We start from the raw sequence: 18,671 nt of genomic DNA on the forward strand, positions 1-18,671 counted from the left end.
ATCTGTCCTCACTGGAAGTGCATTTCTGGAACGTGGTCCGGGACGATCAGTTTACCGGCGGTCTTGCTCACTATCTCTTCAACGCTGACGCCAGGTGCGCGTTCCTTGAGGACAAAAGCGCCATTTTCGATTTCCAGGTACGCCAGGTCCGTCAATACGCGCTTGATGCAGTGGGCGCCGGTCAGCGGCAGGCTGCATTGGCTGAGCAGCTTGGACTCACCGTCCTTGGACGCATGGGTCATGATCACGATGATGTTTTCCGCACCGGCCACCAGGTCCATGGCGCCGCCCATGCCTTTGACCAGCTTGCCGGGGATCATCCACGAAGCGATGTTGCCTTGTACGTCGACTTCAAACGCACCGAGCACGGTAAGGTCGACGTGGCCGCCACGAATCATCGCGAACGACTCGGCGGACGAGAAGATCGACGCGCCGATACGCGCGGTGACGGTCTGTTTGCCGGCGTTGATCATGTCGGCATCAATGGTTTCTTCGGTAGGAAAAGGACCCATGCCCAGCAGGCCGTTTTCCGATTGCAGCATCACTTCCATGCCTTCGGGGATGTAGTTGGCCACCAGGGTCGGAATGCCGATGCCGAGGTTGACGTAGAAGCCGTCCTGCATTTCGCAGGCGACGCGTTGAGCCATTTGTTCGCGGGTAAGAGCCATTTTATGTGTCCTTATTGTTCGGGCTGGAGGCGGATTACTTGCGCACGGTGCGCTGTTCGATGCGCTTCTCGAACGTGCCGCAGATGATCCGGTCGACGTAGATGCCAGGGGTGTGGATCTGCGCCGGGTCCAGCTCGCCCGGTTCGACGATTTCTTCGACTTCGACCACGGTGATCTTGCCGGCGGTGGCGGCCAACGGGTTGAAGTTCTGGGCGGTGTGGCGATAGATGACGTTGCCGAAGTGGTCGGCTTTCCAGCCTTTGACGATGGCGAAGTCGCCGGTGATGGATTCTTCCATCAGGTACGGGCGACCGTTGAATTCGCGGGTTTCCTTGCCTTCGGCAACCGGGGTGCCAACGCCGGTGGCGGTGAAGAAGGCCGGGATGCCGGCGCCGCCTGCGCGCATTTTCTCGGCCAGGGTGCCTTGGGGGGTCAGCACCACTTCGATTTCGCCGCTGAGCAGTTGCTTCTCGAACAGGGCGTTTTCACCGACGTAGGAGGCGATCACCTTGCTGATCTGTTTTTGCTCCAGCAGCACGCCCAGGCCAAAGCCGTCGACGCCGCAGTTGTTGGAAACCACGGTAAGGTCGCGGGTGCCTTTGCGCTTGATCTCGGCAATGAGGTTTTCCGGAATGCCGCACAGGCCAAACCCGCCGGAGAGTACGGTCATGCCGTCCTCCAGGCCCGCCAGTGCTTCCTCGTAGGACGCCACGCGTTTATCGAAACCTGCCATATGCACCTCTTTTATTGTTTGTGGGCCAGCCAATGAATCGAGTGTTGCTCCGTCGGATTGATTTGTTAAGTTGTTTTTTAAGGTTGATTGATTTAAAAAACAGCATAGTTGCCTGGCCGTTTGGAGTAGCGTCATGACAGTTAAACAGATGCGCGCGTTTCTCGCCGTGGCCCAGAGCCTGAGTTTCGCCGCCGCCTGCGAGCGCCTGCACCTTTCACAGTCGGCGCTGAGCCTGACCATCAAGGGCCTGGAAGAAGGCCTGGGTGGGCGGCTGTTCAGCCGTAACACACGCAATGTCGCGTTGACGCCCGAAGGTGAATCGCTGCTACCCCTGGCACGCCGGCTCATTGCCGATTGGGACAATGCCGAGGACGAACTGCGCCAGCGCTTTACCCTGCAACGCGGGCGGGTCACGGTGGCGGCGATGCCGTCGTTCGCGGGCAACCTGCTGCCGCCGATCCTGAAGATATTCCGCGCGCGTTACCCTCAGGTGAATGTCACCGTGCACGACCTGATCAACGAACAGGTGCTGGAAATGGTCCGCGACCGCCAGGTGGAGCTGGGCGTGGCGTTCGAGCCTTCAGACGGTTCGTCGCTGGCGTTCACACCGTTGTATCTGGATCGCTTCATTGCCGTGGTGCCCGGGGATTCGCCGTTGATTGAGCTTGATGAAATCGACTGGAAAACCTTGCTGGAGCAGCCGTTCATCACTTTGCAGCGGCCGTCCACGGTGCGGGTGATGTTGGAAGAGCACCTTGGTGCTCTACAGATGAAGCTGCCGGTAGCGCTGGAAAGCCATCAACTGGCGACCGTAGGCAAGATGGTGGCGATGGGGTTGGGTGTCAGTGCCGTCCCTGCATTGTGTGCGCGGCAGATGGAGGAGGCGGGGGCTCATTGCATCACCTTGCGTGATCCGGTGATCGAACGACCGATTGGGGTGCTGACCAAACCCGGTCATGAACTCTCGGCGGCAGCGCAGGTGTTGTTTGATATCTTTTGCGACGAAGCGAAGAAGGGACGATTTCCCGCAGTGTGATAGAGCCGAAATTAAAAAGCCCGCTCGAATGAACAAGCGGGCTTAAGTAGTTAATGCGGTGTTATCAGCAGTATCTATCAATCACTTTAACTTGCGATTGGCCCTTGAGGTTCTGCCATTCGGTATTAAGTGTGTGGAAGACCTGTTCGATAAAGTTGCGATCGGCGGCCGCCTTCTTGCCGACATAACCCTGGCCACGGCGGTACATCTTCAGGCGCGCCGCCAGTTCACGGTTATTGCGGTCAAACTCGGCTTCTTCGGTGTGGGGCGCCAGGCAGTCAATTTGCACTTCGCCCGATTTGCCAATCCACAGGATATGGTCGTCGAGTGTGTCTTTCTGCGCTGCGAACATCTCAGCCAATTCATCGATAGTTGGTTGGTTGTTCAGATTCATGTGTAAGCCCCTTGACCAGTTGGCGATCTATCAGTTGGTTCGTTAATACTTCGTAAGTTGTCTCCGGTTGCGAAAACCGGGCGTCAGCGACTGTCTGCCGAATACGGGCAGGGTCTTGAACCTGATGCATGTAGTCTTGCTGATGAACTGCTACGCAATGCTTTCATAACGAAGACAAGCCGCATTTGAGCGCCTTGTACCGAACCCTTCGGGCCGGTCAGCTTCATCAATCCGCCTTGTGGGCAGTGCACATCCGGAAAAAACAGCTCGGCGGTCAGACGAGCTTGTTCAAAACGCTTGTTGCCAACGCTCCCGATCCGGGAGACGTCTCGATAATGCAAGGACAAAATGGTTACGTCAACGGTTATGTAGTGATTATTTTTGCTCACTACATAAATTGCCGTGGGGACGGGAGAATGCGGGAAAACGTGACTTGGGCGTCATTTTCTGGAAGTACAGGTCAGGCTGTCTAACGCCTGTTGTGGCAAGCCCACTCACCACAACAAGCCCGCTCGCCACAAAGGACCTGCGCTTGATTGAGTTACCGTAACCGTTCGACCAAACGCGGCAAAAGCCGCTCGCATTCGGCTTCGATCTTCACCTGCAACAACTCATCCCCCCGAGTCTTGCCCAAGTTGATGGCAATGACCGGCTTGCCCTGTTCGACCATGGCCTTGCACAAGCGGAATGCCGAATAGGCCATCAGCGACGAACCGACTACCAGCAAGCCTTCGGCATGGTCGACGGCGGTCATGGCTCTGGCTGCTGTCGCCGGTGCTACGTTTTCACCGAAAAACACCACATCCGGCTTCAAGCGCTCGCCATCGCAATGGGGGCAGTGGGGGACCTGAAAGTGTTCTTCAAAGGCAGGATCAAGCAACGTGTCGCCATCCGGCGCCTGCACCGCATGGACCTGCGCAAGGTAGGGGTTGTCGATTTCCATCCGGCGCTGGATCACATCGCGTGCACTGCGCAACCGGCAATCCAGGCACAGCACCCGGTGCAGGCTGCCGTGCAGTTCGATCACATCGTGGCTGCCGGCCTGATCATGCAGGGTGTCGACGTTTTGCGTGATTAGCCCGCTGATACGCCCGTGTTGCTGCAGCGTCGCCAACGCCAGGTGCGCCTTGTTCGGCTGCGCAATGCGAACTCTCGGCCACCCGAGCATCGCCCGCGCCCAGTAACGGCGACGTGCCTGCGCGGTGGCGAGGAACTCCTGGTACATCATCGGCGCCTTGCCCCGGCGCACGCCTTCACTGTCGCGGTAGTCGGGAATGCCCGACGACGTGCTGATCCCCGCACCGGTCAACACCAGAAAGTGCCGTTCGGCCATGGCCCGATGCAAGGTGTCGAGGTGATCCTCTTGGTGTTCCAGGGTGTCGAGCATGGGTTCCCCTATTCGCCGCGGATGTACTGCTCCAGCTGTCTGATCAGGTCAGCCTGGTCGGCAATGGCTTCCTTGACCAGGTCGCCGATGGACAGCAGCCCCAACAGCTTGCCGTCTTCGACCACGGGCAAGTGACGCAGGTGGCTGTCGGTCATGATGTTCATGCACTCATCGACCTTTTTGTGGGTGTCGACGGTGATCACCGGGGAACTCATCACCTCATGAACCTTGGTGGTGACCGACGACAGGCCCTTGAGCATGATTTTGCGGGCGTAATCACGTTCGCTGATGATCCCGACCACCACGCCATCCTGAACCACCGGCAAGGCCCCGACGTTTTTCTCCGACATCCGGACCAGTGCTTCAAACACGGTGTGATCGTGTTTGATGACATGGACTTCCTGGTTTTTCTGGTCCTTGGCTTTGAGCACTTCTGCAACGGTTTTCATGGTGGCCACTCCGGTATTGTTGTTGGTTAGTCAGGGTCCCACTACAGAATCCTAGACCGGCCACCGCGCTGCAAGGTCCAAAGCGGCGCTAAACCCGTCAAAAAACGTCATTCACCGGTTTTTTTCAGTGTTTACCCCGCATTTGTCGGTTTTTTGGCCCGCTTGGGGCTGGCTGCCGTCTTGCGCGGTGCGCTCTTGCGTTTCTTTTTCCATGGCGTGGCACCTCGGCCTGCCGGGCTGGCGGGACCGGTGATGGTCATGCGCATGCCATTGCAGCGGGCGACCTGCTTGCTCATCCAGGCCGCCTGTTTGGCGACGAAGTCTTCCAGGCTCATTTCGCCGCTTTGCACCATGTCCAGGGCCTGCTCCCAGATGGCGGTGGTGCCTGGGTCGGCGATGGCCCGGGGCACGGCGTCGATCAGGCTGAATGCCGCCGGAGTGGCTGATAGCGCCTTGCCGTTCTTCACCAGGTAACCACGGTCCAGCAGCCCCTGGATGATGCCGGCGCGGGTGGCTTCGGTGCCGATGCCGGTGGTGTCCTTGAGTTTTTGCTTGAGCAGCGGGTCTTCGACCAGCTTGGCGACGTTCTTCATCGCCTTGATCAGGTCACCTTCGGTAAAGGGTTTGGGCGGTTGGGTCCACAGGTCCTTGAGGTTGACCTTGGCCACGGCATAGTCCTGGCCTTGCACCAATGGCGGCAGGGCTTGCGGGGCCGGTGCTTCACGTCCCTTGGCCGGCGCCAGGGCTTCGGGCAGGGCGCGTTTCCAGCCTGGTTCAATGACCACTTTGCCCACTGCACGCAACGCAAAACCTGCGCAATCGAAATCCGCCTGGGTGCGATCGTACTCATGATTGGGCAGGAACTGCGCCAGGTAGCGTGCACGAATCAGGGTATACACCGCCCGGTGCTTGCCGGTGAGTTGTCCCACGTCCTTGCCGGCGCCGGTGGGGATGATGCCGTGGTGGGCGCTGACCTTGGCGTCGTTCCACGCCCGCGAGCGTCGCTGGGGATCAATATGCGGCATCAGTTCGTTCACTGCAGTATCCGCGCTCGCCAACGCAGCCAGGATCTTCAATGCGTCGCTGTGCTGGCTCATCGGCAAGTAGCCGCAATCACTGCGCGGGTAGGTGATGGCTTTGTGGGTTTCATACAGCGACTGGGCGATATCCAGGGTTTCCTGGGCGCCGAGGCCGAGCTTCCTGGAACAGATTTCCTGCAGGGTGCCCAGGTCGAAGGGCAGGGGCGCCACTTCGCGCATGCGTTCGGTGCGCAGCTTCACCAGCCGGGCGCTGGCGGCGTTGGTCATGGCGTCGGCCGCGTCCCGCGCCAACTGCGGGTTGAGGCAGCGACCCTGGTCGTCACAGGCGTCCTCGGCCGCGCGCCATTGGGCGGTGAAAGTCATGCGTTCGTGGTGCAGGTCGACGTCGATGGCCCAGTAAGCCACCGGCACAAAGTCGGCGATGCTGCGGTCGCGGTCCACCACCAGGCGCAGTGTCGGCGTTTGCACCCGGCCTACGGGCAGCACGCCCTGGTAGCCGGACTGGCGCCCGAGCAAGGTAAACAGGCGGCTCATGTTCATGCCGATCAGCCAGTCAGCACGGGAGCGACCCAGGGCCGAGTGATACAGGCTGAAGGTCTCCGCGCCCGGTTTGAGCGCCCCGAGGGCCTTGCGGATCGAGGCATCATCCAGCGCCGACAGCCACAGCCGCTGGATCGGCCCACGGTAGCGGCAATGCTCCACCAGTTCGCGCGCGATCATTTCGCCTTCGCGGTCGGCGTCGGTGGCGATCACCAGCGCCTGGGCTTCCCCCAGCAGGCGCTTGACCGCCTTGAACTGGCTGGCGGTCTTGGGTTTGACGCGCATCTTCCATTTTTCAGGGACGATGGGCAGGTCGGCCAGTACCCAGCGCTTGTACTTTTCGTCGTAGGCATCCGGCGGGGCGGTTTCCAGCAGGTGGCCGATGCACCAGGTGACCGTGACCCCATTGCCCAGCCAGCACCCGTCGCCACGGCGGCTGGCGCCGAGCACGGCCGCGATGTCCTTGGCCTGGGAGGGTTTTTCACAGAGGTACAGCCGCATGGTCGTCACATCAGATCGGGTTGATGCTGTGCAGGATGCTCAGTCAGCGCGCATTGATCAACCATTATCTGTATGGATGTACAGCAATTTATGTAGGCGCCTGAAGGCACATGTGGGAGGGGGCTTGCCCCCTCCCACAGCGGATCTTCTGTGCTCAGGAGATCGGATTAGTTGTTATCGATATCCACGTGACGGGTCTCTTTAAGGCACACCATCCCCACGATCAAACTAACCCCGGTCACCACCACCGGGTACCACAGGCCGTAGAAGATATCGCCGGTGTACACCACCAAGGCAAACGAGACGGTCGGCAGGAACCCGCCAAACCAGCCATTGCCGATGTGGTAGGGCAGGGACATCGAGGTGTAGCGGATGCGCGTCGGAAACAGTTCCACCATCAACGCCGCCAGCGGGCCGTAGCACATCGCGGCGATCAGGATCAGCGCCACGATCAGCACCACTACCATGGTCTTGTTGACCTGGGCCACATCCGCCGAAGACGGGTAGCCAGCCAGGGTCACCGCGCCACGCAGGGCTTTTTCGTCAAAACCGTCGATACGCACTTCGCCCACGCTCACCTGCACCGGGCTGCCGGCGGGTGCGGCGGCGCTGCTGTAGGGCAGGCCTTGCTTGACCAGGAAGGTCTTGACCTTGTCGCACGGGCTGTCAAATTTCGCCTTGCCCACCGGGTCGAACTGGAAGGTGCAGGTGGCCGGGTCGGCCATCACGGTGATCGGCGCCTGGTTGCTCGCCTGGTCCATCGCCGGGTTGGTGTAGTGCGCCAGGCTCTTGAAGATCGGGAAGTACAGCACCGTGGCCAGCAGCAGGCCGAGCATCAGCACCGGCTTGCGCCCGACCTTGTCCGACAGCCAGCCGAAGAAGATAAAGAACGGTGCACCGATCACCACGCTGATGATCAACAGCATGTTGGCGAGGGCCGGGTCCATCTTCAGGAACTGCGTGAGGAAGAACAGCACGTAGAACTGTGCCGCGTAGAAGGTCACCGCTTGCCCGCCGTTGATGCTGAACAGCGCGATCAGCACCACCTTGAGGTTTTCCCATTTGCCGAAGGACTCGCGGATCGGCGATTTGCTGGCCTTGCCTTCCTCTTTCATCTTCAGGAACGCGGGCGACTCGTGCAGGCTCATGCGGATCCAGGTGGAAATGCCCAGCAGCACGATGGAGAACAGGAACGGAATGCGCCAGCCCCACACTTCGAACTGGTCGCCGGTGAAGTACCGGCAGGCCAGCACCACCAGCAGCGACAGCAGCAGGCCGATGGTGGCGGTGGACTGAATCCAGCTGGTGTGGAAGCCGCGCTTGCCGGCCGGTGCGTGCTCGGCCACGTAGGTGGCCGCGCCGCCGTATTCGCCGCCCAGCGCCAGGCCCTGCAGCATGCGCAGCACGATCAGGATGATCGGCGCTGCGATGCCGATGCTGGCGTAGGTCGGCAGCAAGCCGACACAGAAGGTCGCCACGCCCATCAGAATGATGGTCACCAAAAAGGTGTACTTGCGCCCGATCATGTCGCCCAACCGGCCAAATACCAGCGCACCGAATGGCCGCACCACAAAGCCGGCGGCAAAGGCCATCAAGGCGAAGATGAACGCCGTGGTGTCGTTGACCCCGGCGAAGAACTGCTTGCTGATCACCGCCGCCAGGGCGCCGTAGAGGAAAAAGTCATACCACTCGAACACCGTCCCCAGGGACGAGGCGAAGATGACCTTCTTTGAGTCGTTGCTGGTGCTCGCGTCGATCGACGAGCCCAGGGGTTGAGCATGTTCTGACATCGGGTAGCCCTCACAGTGATTATTTATTGTTGTTCCACTGTCGGCGCCAGGTTCGGCGCCGCTATTCAGATTGCATGAACCAGTTCTTTCTCCGGGGCGAGACTCCTTGTATTCGGCGAAAGGATCAGCTGCGCGGCCTTCTCCGCGATCATCAGCGTAGGTGAACAGGTATTGCCGGACGTAATGCGCGGCATGATCGACGCATCGGCGATGCGTAAACCGGGCACGCCGTGCACCCGCAGTTGGGCGTCGACCACAGCGTCTTTATCGCTGCCCATGCGGCAGGTGCCGACCGGGTGGAAGATCGTCGTTCCGATGCGTGCGGCGGCTTCGTGCAATTGCGCTTCGGTTTGCAGCGCATCACCCGGCAGGTATTCCACCGGCTTGAACTGGCTCAGGGCCGGTGCGGCGACGATGCGACGGGTCAAGCGGATGGCATCGGCGGCCACGCGCAGGTCTTCCGGATGGCTGAGGTAGTTGGGGCGGATCAGCGGTGCGTCCGCCGGGTTGGCCGAGCGGATGTCGATACGGCCCCGGCTCTGCGGACGCAAGTCGCAGACCGAAGCGGTAAACGCCGGGAATGGGTGCAGAGGTTCGCCAAATCGCTCAAGCGACAACGGCTGCACGTGGTATTCCAGGTTGGCCGAGGTCTGTTCCGGGCCGGAGCGGGCAAACGCACCGAGCTGGCTGGGCGCCATCGACAACGGGCCGCTGCGGTCATACAGGTAGCGCAGGCCCATGCCCATCTTGCCCCACAGGGTGCCGGCGATCTGGTTGAGGGTGCGGGCGTTTTCCAGTTTGTAGATCAGCCGCAGTTGCAGGTGGTCCTGGAGGTTGCCGCCGACGCCGGGCAGCTCGTGCAATACATTGATGCCCAACGGTTTGAGCACATTCGACGGGCCAATTCCCGAGCGTTGCAGGATGCCCGGCGAACCCACTGCGCCGGCGCACAGCACAATCTCCTGGCGCGCTTTCCAGTTCACTTGCTGGCCCTGCTGACGCCCGACCACTTGGGAGGCACGGCCGTTTTCCAGCAGCACGCGGTCTACTTCCACTTCGGTCAGCACGGTGAGGTTGGGCCGCTGGCGCACCGGCTTGAGAAACGCTTTGGCCGCGTTCCAGCGCACCCCGGCTTTCTGGTTGACTTGGAAGTAGCCGCAGCCTTCGTTATCGCCCTGGTTGAAATCGTTGATGTTGGCGATGCCACTCTGCGCCGCCGCATCGCGGAACGCGTCGAGGATCGGCCAGTGCAGGCGCTGTTGCTCGACCCGCCATTCACCGCCGTCGCTGTGAAACTCCGAGCCGCCGGCAAAGTGGTTTTCGCTCTGCTTGAACAGCGGCAACACGTCCTTCCACGCCCAACCTTCATTCCCCGCAGCGGCCCAGCCGTCGTAATCCTGGGCCTGGCCACGCATGTAGATCATGCCGTTGATGGACGAGCAGCCGCCCAGCACCTTGCCCCGTGGATAACTCAGTGCACGGCCTTGCAGGCCTTCCTGGGCTTCGGTCTTGAAGCACCAGTCGGTGCGTGGGTTGCCGATGCAGAACAGGTAGCCGACGGGGATGTGGATCCAGGGGTAGTTGTCGCGGCCACCGGCTTCGAGCAGCAGCACGCGATGTGCGGGGTTGGCGGACAGTCGATTGGCCAGCAGGCAGCCCGCGGGGCCGGCGCCTACGACGATGTAATCGTATTCAGCAGTTGCAATGGGCATCTGAAGGTCTCGCTTGTTTTTCTTATTGGCCCCATCCTAGTTGTTAGTTTTCGTCTTAAAAATGTTAGTTTTTGCCCAGCTGCTGTGCGTTTTTAAACAGCGCAGCCCAGGGATAGGCAATGGAGGCGTCATGTTCGACTGGAACGACCTGCGGTACTTTCTTGAATTGCAGCGCAGCGGCCGCCTGCTGACCGCCGCGCAACGCTTGAAAACCACCCACGCCACCGTCGCCCGGCATATCGAAGCCATCGAGAAAAGCCTCGGCACCGCGCTGTTCGTGCAGCATGCCCAGGGCTACGAACTGACCCCCGCCGGCGAAGCCTTGCTCAAGCACGCCGAGGCCATGGAAAACGTTGCGCTGCTGGCTGAAGACGAACTGACCCACTCGGCCGCGCCCCTGGGCAAGATCCGCCTCGGTGTGGCCGAAGGCCTGGGCGTAATGTTCCTCGCCAGCCGCATGGGCGGGCTGTTCGAGCGCTACCCCGGTCTGGAAGTGGAACTGGTGGCGGTGCCGCGCTTTGTCAGCATCCTCAATCGCGAAGCGGAAATCAGCATCCACCTCGAACGGCCGAGCGTCGATCAACTGGTCACGCGCAAACTCACCGACTACCGCCTGGCCCTCTATGCCAGCCGCACCTACCTGGCGCGCAACCCGCCGATTGAAAAACGCGAAGACCTCGCGGCACACGCGTGGATCGATTACGTCGACGACCTGCTGTTCAGCCAGGAACTCAAATTCCTCAGCAGCTTCTGCCGCAACCCCAAGGTGGTATTCCACAGCACCAGCGTGATCGCCCAGCATCAGGCGGCGCGCTCCGGGTTGGGCATTGCGGTGTTGCCGTGCTTCATGGCCGCCGGCGACCCGGAACTGGTGCCGTTGCTGCCGGGGGAGGGGATCCAGCGCAGCTACTGGATCAGCTCGCGCCGGGAATTGCACAAGTCAGTGCGGCTGCGGGTGTTATGGGATTACGTGGTGGAGTTGTGCGCACGGGAGCAAGGCTTGTTGCTGGGCGAAGCCAACTGACGAAACTGGATCAATACTGTGGGAGCACCAGACCCCGTCAGGCACGCAACTCAAACTCGGCACTGCCCAGCCTCTCCCCATTCACCAACACATGCACCACATGCCGGCCTGAGTAATGCTTGCGGGTGGTCATGTCGCGAATGTGCTGTTCGCGCCGAAGGTGCTGCTGCTCCCCGGCACCGAGGCTGAACCCCTTGAGCTTGAATACCTTGTTCGCACTGTGGCCGGCGCTTTTCACATAGTCGATGGCATAGTCCACCACCAGCTTCTGTGGGGCTGCGGCGGTGGATTCCAGGGTGAAGGACAGGTTGATCCGCTCACCCAGGTTGATCACCGCCGGCGTCACTTTCAGATGGTGGAGCTTTACTTCGGCCCTGGCCCCGGCGCCCATGATCGTCAGCGCGCGCGTGTTGCCTTGCTTGATCAGGCTGCGCAGGGCATGGCGGGCAATCCAGGCGGTATGAGGGTTATCGAGGTCCCAGCCTTCGATCAGGCTGAGCACCCACTCCGGATGGTCCTTGGTGATGTCGTTGAGGTGGTTGGCCACTGATTTGCGCACGTACAGGCTGCTGTCGGCCTTGAGGTTTTCGAGGATCGACGCACACAGCGCAGGGTTGGCCTGCACCTCGGCCAGGCGGAATGACCAGGGCAAGCGCGGCCGCGAACCTTCGCTGGCGAGGCGACGCACGTGTTCGTTGGCATCCAGCGACCATTCGTGCAGCACCGCCAACGTGCGCGGGAAGTCGTGCAGCAAAAAGTGGCGGATAGCGAATTCGGCGGAGCCAAACGTCGTGAAGTACTTGAGCGCGGCCATTGAATGCTTGAAATCATCCCGTCCGTAACTCGCCACGAAGTGCGGCAGGAACAGGCTGACAAACGCGCTGTTCAAGCGCGGGGCCAACGCATAAAGCACCTTGAGGGTTTGCGGGTAGTCCAGTGGGATCACCGCATGCAGGCTCTCGCTGACCCGTGCCATGCGCTGCATCACCGACAGCTCGGCCAGCCCGGCCTTGGCGTGCTTGAGAAAGCCCTTGGCGTCGAACGCCGGGTACACCGCCGTCATCTCGCTGGCGATGTGTTGCAGGCGTTCGACGTTGAAGATTTCCTTGAGGGCCGGGGCGCTTTGGTCGGTCATCGGTGATTCCGTAGGTGATGTCAGAGAAACCAGCGATATTCCCGCGCATGGATCTCTTGCTGGAAGGCCAGGTGGTCCTGGCGTTTGTTTTCGCAGTACACGTCGACAAATTCGGCGCCCAGCTTATCGCGCAATACTGCTTGATGCTGCATGGCACGCACGGCGTCGAGCATTTCCAGGGGGAAGTCGCTGCCGCTGCTGCGGTCCTCATTCAGCGGCGCAATGGGGTCGCGCTTGGCTTCGAGCCCATGTTCCAGGCCGACCAGGATCGCGGCCAGCACCAGGTACGGGTTGGCGTCGGCGCTGGCCAGACGATGCTCGATGCGCAGGTTGCGCGGGTCGGATTCGGGGATGCGCACGCACGCGTCGCGGTCTTCAAAGCCCCAGCTGGCGCGGGTGGCGGCGTTGACTGTGCCGCCCAGGCGCCGGAAGGCATTGTGGTTGGGCGAGAAGATCGGCATGCAGTGCGGCAGCAATTCCAGGCAGCCGGCCACGGCATGACGCAGGGATTGCTGCTGGTGTGCCGCCAGCAAATTGTTACCCGCGCCGTCGTACAGGCTGACATGCACATGCATGCCGCTGCCGGGGTATTGCAGGTAGGGCTTGGCCATGAAGCTAGCGCGGTAACCGTGTTTCAACGCGACGCCACGGGTGCTGCGGCAGAACAGGGCGGCCCAGTCGGCGGCGCGCATCCCGTCGTCGAGGTGGCCGAAGTTAATCTCGAACTGGCCGGGGCCGATCTCGGCAGTCATTACGGTGATGTCGATGCCCTGGTCCTTGGCGGTTTGTGCCATGTCATCGAGCACTTCGCTGAAGCGCGACAGCCGTTCGATATGCAGGTTGGGCTGGTCGTCGGGGTCATCGCTCAGCGGGTCGCGGGCGAATTGCGGCAGGCCGTTGTCGAGTTTCTTGTCGAACAGGTAGAACTCCAGCTCGAACGCCACCACCGGGTGAATGCCCTTGTGCTGCAAGCGCTCCAGCACCTTGGCCAGCACTTCGCGGGGTTCGAATTCGATGGGCGCTTCGGTGCCGTCCGAGGTGATCAGCATCTGGCCCAGCGGCTGCGATTCCCAGCTCACCGGCTTGAGCGTGCCCGGCACCAGGCGGCGGTTGGCATCCGGGTCGCCATCGTTGAAGCAGTAGTCGCCAATTTTGAACAACCCGCCCTGAACCCCCAGCAACACCGCGTTCTGCGGCAGCTTCAACGGGCTGCCGGCGGCGACTTTTTCGAGCATCTCGATGGGGTAGCGCTTGCCGTAGAAGTGCCCGGGAATGTCCAGGGCGATCAGGTCGACATAACGCACGTCCGGGTGGTTCTGGCGAAAGGTCCGTACTTCGGCCAGTAACGTGGAGGCATGGTTTTTCACGGGTGTTGCTCCTAGTTGTAAACCCACAACACGCGGGCGGGCAGGTCGGTCAGGTTGGCGTAGCGGCAGTGGGCGAAACTGGCCAGGTGGAAGCTGTCGCCGGGGCCGAGGGTGACTGAGCCGTCTTCACCCTCCACCCACAACGTCAACTCGCCCTCCAGCACAAAACCGGCTTGTTCGGCGCGGTCGCTCATGGTCTGTTCACCGCTGTTGGCACCGGGGGCCAGCAGGCTGTCGAGCATCGAGAAGGCGCCGTTCATGCTGGGTGACACGAGGATGTCGGTGATGCCGTTGGCGTAATACACCGTACGCCGCTCGTTGGGGCGGGTGATCCAGTCCACGGCCTTGGGTTTGGGCTGGCTGTAGAAGTACGTGGTGGGCACGTCGAGGGCGTGGCTGATGGCGGTCAAGTCGGCCACGGTCGGGCGCGACAGGCCGCGTTCGACCTGGGACAGGAAGCCCACCGAGCGCTCGATTTTCTGCGCGAGCTGGGCGAGGGTGAGCTTCTTGTGCTTGCGCAGGTCATGGATCAGCGCGGCGAGGGTGGCGAGTTCTTCTTGGGGTGTCATGAAATTTATGTCGAATAATTTCATGAAAAACTACAGGAATTATTTCATGCAGGCAATCGGCACCTTCGCCATGGCATTGGCCTCAGGGTCGGAAGATAAAGGGTTTCACGCCCCAGGTGCCTGTCAGTTCTACGCCGCCGACCAACAGCAGCAGGTTCCCCTCGTCGCGCGCTTGAATCAGTGCATCGCGCAGGGCATACCGTTGTCCTTCCAGGTTGGCCGGTGTGGGTGCTTGAGGGTTGTACTGTTTGGCGGACAGCTTCGGGGAGTGGGTCTTGCGCAATGTCAGCCAATACCAGGTCGGTCGGTCTGGGCGCCGAAAGATCAACTCGGTGCTGTACCGCGAGTCGAAGACTTCGTAGTGGCTGTCTGTCAGCAGTTCGCGCATCAGCGTTTTGATGTTGATTTGGGTAGGCCGCTCCAACAGGTTTGAAACCAGGACGGGACGTACCCCAGCCGTATCGAACCGTATGAGGTTGAACTCATTTGAAACCCCCAATGACCACTCGAATGGCCCTGGCCCTCTCGGCAAGGTGGGCAGCAGTGCCAACGGATCGTTCGCGATCAGAGTGTGCCGCTGGGTCAGTGTGCCGACAGCGCCCCTGGTCCATTCGGTCCAGTCCTGCAGGGTGTTGAGCACATGCGCATAGCCTTTTGCGGTCAGCCCGGATGGGTTCGCTGTGTTGAACAGGCTTGCGCCAACCTGGGCGCGGGCGCGTGGGTCGAAGTGGGGAAACATGCGGTTCATGTGCGTGGCAATCGATGAGGGAAGCGGCGGCTGCGGGTGGATGAGCCAGGTGTCCAAGTGAGCGTTGTATTCCACGAGCCTGGGTTGTTCAAACGGCGCGTTCGCGACCACGTGCTCGAATTGCGCGAATGTCGAGTGAGGCTGGTCCGCCGACACGATGGCGGTTCTCGCGCCTTGTGTGGCGAATACGCTATCGCCTGGCAGGATCGCGTAGTAACGCCCGTTGATCTTGATGTAGTCCTGTAGCGCCTGGCTCGGCGTTGCCTGGCTTCGGCGCCACACGCCCGGGCGCCCCGGCACAGGGGTCATCGTCTGTGGCGCAAAGGCCTGCCCCCAATCCACAAAACGCTCGGCGTCGCTGCGCACAGGGCGCTGAGGCGGCAGGGCTGGCCTGCTTGGCCCGGGGGCGGGGCCGATGGCGGTGACGGTTTGGGTGCCCGGCAGGTCGGTACCATGCAACCTGGACCAGAAGCGGTTCTCGGTGGTTTGCAGGTACGCAAAGCTTAGATCGAGTTGGCTTGGCGCCTGGCTCAGGCGGAACACCAGGGACATCTGGTGTTCAAGGTTATTGAACGCGGGGAAATTGAAGGATTCAAACACCCTTTGAGCCTGTTGCAGGTCCAGGTGCGGTAAAAGATCCATCAACGCCCTTTCCGGCACGGTAGGGGGTGAACCACCGAACAGCCCGATGAGTGGCGAGCGGATCTCCCAGGCTCCTTGAACCGTGGGGTAGAGCGGCTCGCCCGGGTACGCACTGGGTGCGCGCCGTGGGTCCTTGAGTCGCCAGACCTGACGATCGTGATCCCTGCGGATCGAATACCAGCGGCCACTCTCCTGCAGGAAATGCCGAGGCGCCTCGAAGGCCCCGGGCGTCGCCGTATCCTGTACGTAGATTTGCTGGTCTTCCCATCCTGCCAGCGGCTTGACGCCCGTGGGCTTGCTGCGCAACGCCAGCTTCGGGTTAAGTTTGGGGCCGGTTGCGATACCTCTACTCGCCGAACGCGCGCCGCCGATGGCGCCGTCGATCACCGCGCCCACCATTTCACCCAGGGCCCGCACAATGTATTGGGCGGCGGCGGTGCGGTCGCCGAGTTGGGCGGCTTCCACGGCATTGATGATGGACAGGATGCTTCTGGACAGGCCAATCGGCAGCATGACCTTGACCGGCAGGAACAACGTGGCGAAGTCGAGTGCCGCGGTGACGAGGGTGGCGGCGCTTTCGAGGTTGGCTTCCTGGGTGCTGGTCGATTGCGCATTGGCATCGTTGATCACGGCAGACGCTTCGGCCTGGTAAGCCTCTTCCAGAAAGTGATCGGCGATACGGCTCAAGGCGATGACCGTTTCATTCGCCCCACCTTTGAGCAGGTTGTGGATGCGCGGGCGGGCACTGAGTTGCACGCGGGCAGTCAGGTAGTCACGCCAGGCGCTGTGGTTGATGAAGTCGCGGTGCATGGCCGACGCGTCGGCGTATTCGTGGAACAGCCGACCGTTGGCGGTGCCGGGGGTATACACCACCAGGGAGGCGACGCTGTGGGACGCGGTTGAAAACACCAGCACCCCGCGCACCCGTTCACCGCGCAGTTTCAGGCTGCTGACGATGATGCGGTGCTCTTCGACGGTGGGGCGTTTATCGTCATCCGTGGGGCCGGCGAGGGCACTCATCACCCAGTTGTACCCGCGGTCGAGCCGGTCCGGCAGGAAGTCGCCGGCGATTTTGGCCTCGATGGCGTCCACCCGCAGTTGCAAGGCCATGAGTTGGGCGTAGCGATCCTGGTCGGCGTGCGCCTCGCTGGAGCTGACCAGGCGCGACTTGAGGAATTGCTCGTAGCTGTCACCGATATTGACCTTGCGTACCAGCTCCTTGACTTGCGCCACCGTCAGCGCGGTATAGGGCGCCTGGTCTTTATCGGTCAGCCAGGCGAAGTTTGTGAAGTTGAGATCCAGCCATTCGATGTTTTCCAGCGCCAATGCGGTCAGGGTCAGCGTGCGCGTGTTGTAGACCGGCGTGCCTGTCGCCGGAGGTTGTGGCTTGCCGCCGACCACATAGCTGCCGGTGGGGCGGGCGGCGTAGGTTTTGGTGTGGATGATGAGGGTGTCCGGGTCGGTCACCACGCCGTAGTCGTCCTCCAGCTGCCTGCGCAACTGCTCATTGCTGTAGGACAGTACGGCGGCGGGGTCGCTGAACTGGGACAGGGAGGGCAGCCCCTCGGGCACGGACAGCCGCTGCAGCTCATCGGCGTATTCCTGTACTGCGCTCGTCCAGCGTTGTTGATCGCCGGGGCTCGCTTGCTTGAGAAACTGCTGGAGCTGGCGCCGCAGTTTTTTCTGATGGCGGGCGACCAGGACGCCACTGGCATCGAAGGCACGGGTCAGATCGGTGACCCGGTCGAGGCTTGCCGGCAATTGTCGTGGGGCCAGGCCGTGGGGCTGACGCTGGTAGTGCGCAATCATCCAGCTGAAGTCTGCCTGTGCCCGCTCATGCAAGTCGTGCAGGCTATCGCTGAAGACCGACTCCAGCCGTTCGAGGTAGCGAAACTGGTCGCCTTGGGGTTGTTGCTGGTGAAACGCCAGGCCGCTGGCGCGATCGTTGTGGCTCATCAGGGCCAGGATGTCGCCGAACTCGACGGCGCTGTTGAGTCGCCGATGCAGTTCACGGTCAAGGCCGGCCAACGAGTCGAAGGCTTCGAAACCGCTGGTCGGCAGGTACAACAGCACATTGCCGACGTTGGCTTGGGGGGCGATGTCACGCATCTGCAGCGGTTTTTCCTCGCCTTCGAAGCGCACCTGGGCGTCGTCCGGGTCTCGGGCAGTGAGCACGAATGCCCCGTACAGCGGGATATCCCGCGACAGTTTGTCCTTGACCGCCACGCCCAAGGCGCAGGGTCGGTAGCCGTTCAAGGCGCGTCGGGAGGCCGCATCCGGGTAGCGCATGACACGCAGGAGCAGCAGCTCGCTCGACACATCGAGCAGGCTGTCGATCTTCAGCAGTTCGGCTTCGGCTCTCATCAGATCCAGGCGCTTCTCGGCCAGCCACTGTTTGCTGGTGCGGGTATCGTTGGTGTCGATGGGCGTCCCCCAGAACTGTTCGACCTGGGTGTTGAAGCGCGCCACCAGGGTGCTTGCCAGCGTATCGAGAAAACCGTCGAAGGCCTGCGGGGTGAGTGCCAGTGCCGAGCCGTAGTCCCGACCGTCGCAGGTCAGGTGAAAGCGGGTAGCGTGCTTGGCGTAGTGGGCGGAGTGCTGCGTGACCAATCGTTCCACTGCGGCCTCCATGAGTGTCGGCAGCAACGGATTCAACGCTTGAGCCGGCTCGGTAGGGGACGCGTCTGCCGGGTTGATCTTGAGGTAGGTCCTGGTCAGGTCGAGGGGCGTGGTCAGCGTGTTGAACGCCTGGTTGAACGCATCCTGCACACAGCTGAAAAACGTGGGTTGCCCCTGCAACAGCTGCCTGATTTCGCTGTTCAGGGTCTGGATCCTCTGGACCAGGCGGCTTTCGCGGCGGTTGTCGCGCGCGTTCAACGTGGTGATCATCGGGGTCGATAGAGCGTTGCCGTATCGCATGTCATTTACCTGCAAAA

Annotated in this window: 14 protein-coding genes; 2 read left to right on the forward strand and 12 right to left on the reverse strand. The window is 61.5% G+C overall.

Annotated features, from left to right (window positions below; all coding sequences use genetic code 11):
- Positions 1-8: 8 nt before the first annotated feature.
- Together M2497_RS11450 and M2497_RS11455 are read right to left on the reverse strand one after the other, a co-directional pair.
- Positions 9-668, reverse strand: coding sequence for a CoA transferase subunit B (locus M2497_RS11450; protein WP_248487549.1), 660 nt, complete (start codon positions 666-668; stop codon positions 9-11).
- 34 nt (positions 669-702) lie between these two features.
- A complete protein-coding gene (locus tag M2497_RS11455; RefSeq protein WP_058425579.1) occupies positions 703-1,401 on the reverse strand; it encodes a CoA transferase subunit A in 699 nt (232 codons plus the stop codon).
- Positions 1,402-1,534: 133 nt separating this feature from the next.
- Here M2497_RS11455 and M2497_RS11460 point away from each other — a divergent pair, with 133 nt between their 5' ends.
- On the forward strand, positions 1,535-2,437 hold the full coding sequence (locus tag M2497_RS11460; RefSeq protein WP_248487551.1) for a LysR family transcriptional regulator: 903 nt from the start codon (positions 1,535-1,537) through the stop codon (positions 2,435-2,437).
- Between the two features lie 64 nt (positions 2,438-2,501).
- Here the strand turns inward: M2497_RS11460 and M2497_RS11465 are convergent, their stop codons facing one another.
- The 6 genes from M2497_RS11465 to M2497_RS11490 form a co-directional block, all read right to left on the reverse strand.
- Positions 2,502-2,831 (reverse strand): hypothetical protein, encoded by a 330-nt coding sequence (locus tag M2497_RS11465; RefSeq protein ID WP_025854475.1) that lies wholly within the window; start codon positions 2,829-2,831, stop codon positions 2,502-2,504.
- Positions 2,832-3,372: 541 nt separating this feature from the next.
- A complete protein-coding gene (locus tag M2497_RS11470; RefSeq protein WP_248487553.1) occupies positions 3,373-4,218 on the reverse strand; it encodes an NAD-dependent protein deacetylase in 846 nt (281 codons plus the stop codon).
- 8 nt (positions 4,219-4,226) lie between these two features.
- Positions 4,227-4,667, reverse strand: a complete 441-nt coding sequence (locus M2497_RS11475; RefSeq protein ID WP_248487555.1) for a CBS domain-containing protein — start codon at positions 4,665-4,667, stop codon at positions 4,227-4,229.
- 131 nt (positions 4,668-4,798) lie between these two features.
- A complete protein-coding gene (locus M2497_RS11480; RefSeq protein WP_248487557.1) occupies positions 4,799-6,748 on the reverse strand; it encodes a DNA topoisomerase III in 1,950 nt (649 codons plus the stop codon).
- Positions 6,749-6,915: 167 nt separating this feature from the next.
- Complete coding sequence (locus M2497_RS11485) at positions 6,916-8,538, reverse strand: MFS transporter (RefSeq protein ID WP_071495087.1); 1,623 nt, start codon at positions 8,536-8,538, stop codon at positions 6,916-6,918.
- A gap of 65 nt (positions 8,539-8,603) precedes the next feature.
- Entirely contained in the window at positions 8,604-10,250 is a 1,647-nt protein-coding gene (locus M2497_RS11490) for a GMC family oxidoreductase N-terminal domain-containing protein (RefSeq protein WP_248487559.1), read from the reverse strand.
- 130 nt (positions 10,251-10,380) lie between these two features.
- Here M2497_RS11490 and M2497_RS11495 point away from each other — a divergent pair, with 130 nt between their 5' ends.
- Positions 10,381-11,274: a LysR family transcriptional regulator gene (locus M2497_RS11495; RefSeq protein WP_248487561.1), complete on the forward strand. Its 894-nt coding sequence runs from the start codon at positions 10,381-10,383 to the stop codon at positions 11,272-11,274.
- A gap of 37 nt (positions 11,275-11,311) precedes the next feature.
- Here M2497_RS11495 and M2497_RS11500 read toward each other — a convergent pair whose 3' ends face one another.
- From M2497_RS11500 to M2497_RS11515, 4 genes are all read right to left on the reverse strand, one after another.
- Positions 11,312-12,409 carry a DNA alkylation repair protein gene (locus M2497_RS11500; RefSeq protein WP_248487563.1) on the reverse strand — a complete coding sequence of 366 codons (1,098 nt, stop codon included), beginning with the start codon at positions 12,407-12,409 and terminating at the stop codon, positions 11,312-11,314.
- Between the two features lie 20 nt (positions 12,410-12,429).
- Positions 12,430-13,776: a glutamine synthetase family protein gene (locus M2497_RS11505; RefSeq protein WP_248487565.1), complete on the reverse strand. Its 1,347-nt coding sequence runs from the start codon at positions 13,774-13,776 to the stop codon at positions 12,430-12,432.
- 11 nt (positions 13,777-13,787) lie between these two features.
- The gene (locus M2497_RS11510) at positions 13,788-14,345 is read right to left on the reverse strand and encodes an XRE family transcriptional regulator (protein WP_058425569.1); all 558 of its coding nucleotides are present in this window, start codon (positions 14,343-14,345) and stop codon (positions 13,788-13,790) included.
- 82 nt (positions 14,346-14,427) lie between these two features.
- Positions 14,428-18,654, reverse strand: a complete 4,227-nt coding sequence (locus tag M2497_RS11515; RefSeq protein ID WP_248487566.1) for a DUF6543 domain-containing protein — start codon at positions 18,652-18,654, stop codon at positions 14,428-14,430.
- Positions 18,655-18,671: the final 17 nt, after the last annotated feature.

The sequence above is a fragment of the Pseudomonas sp. CYM-20-01 genome (assembly GCF_023169845.1).
Lineage (GTDB): Bacteria > Pseudomonadota > Gammaproteobacteria > Pseudomonadales > Pseudomonadaceae > Aquipseudomonas > Aquipseudomonas azotoformans.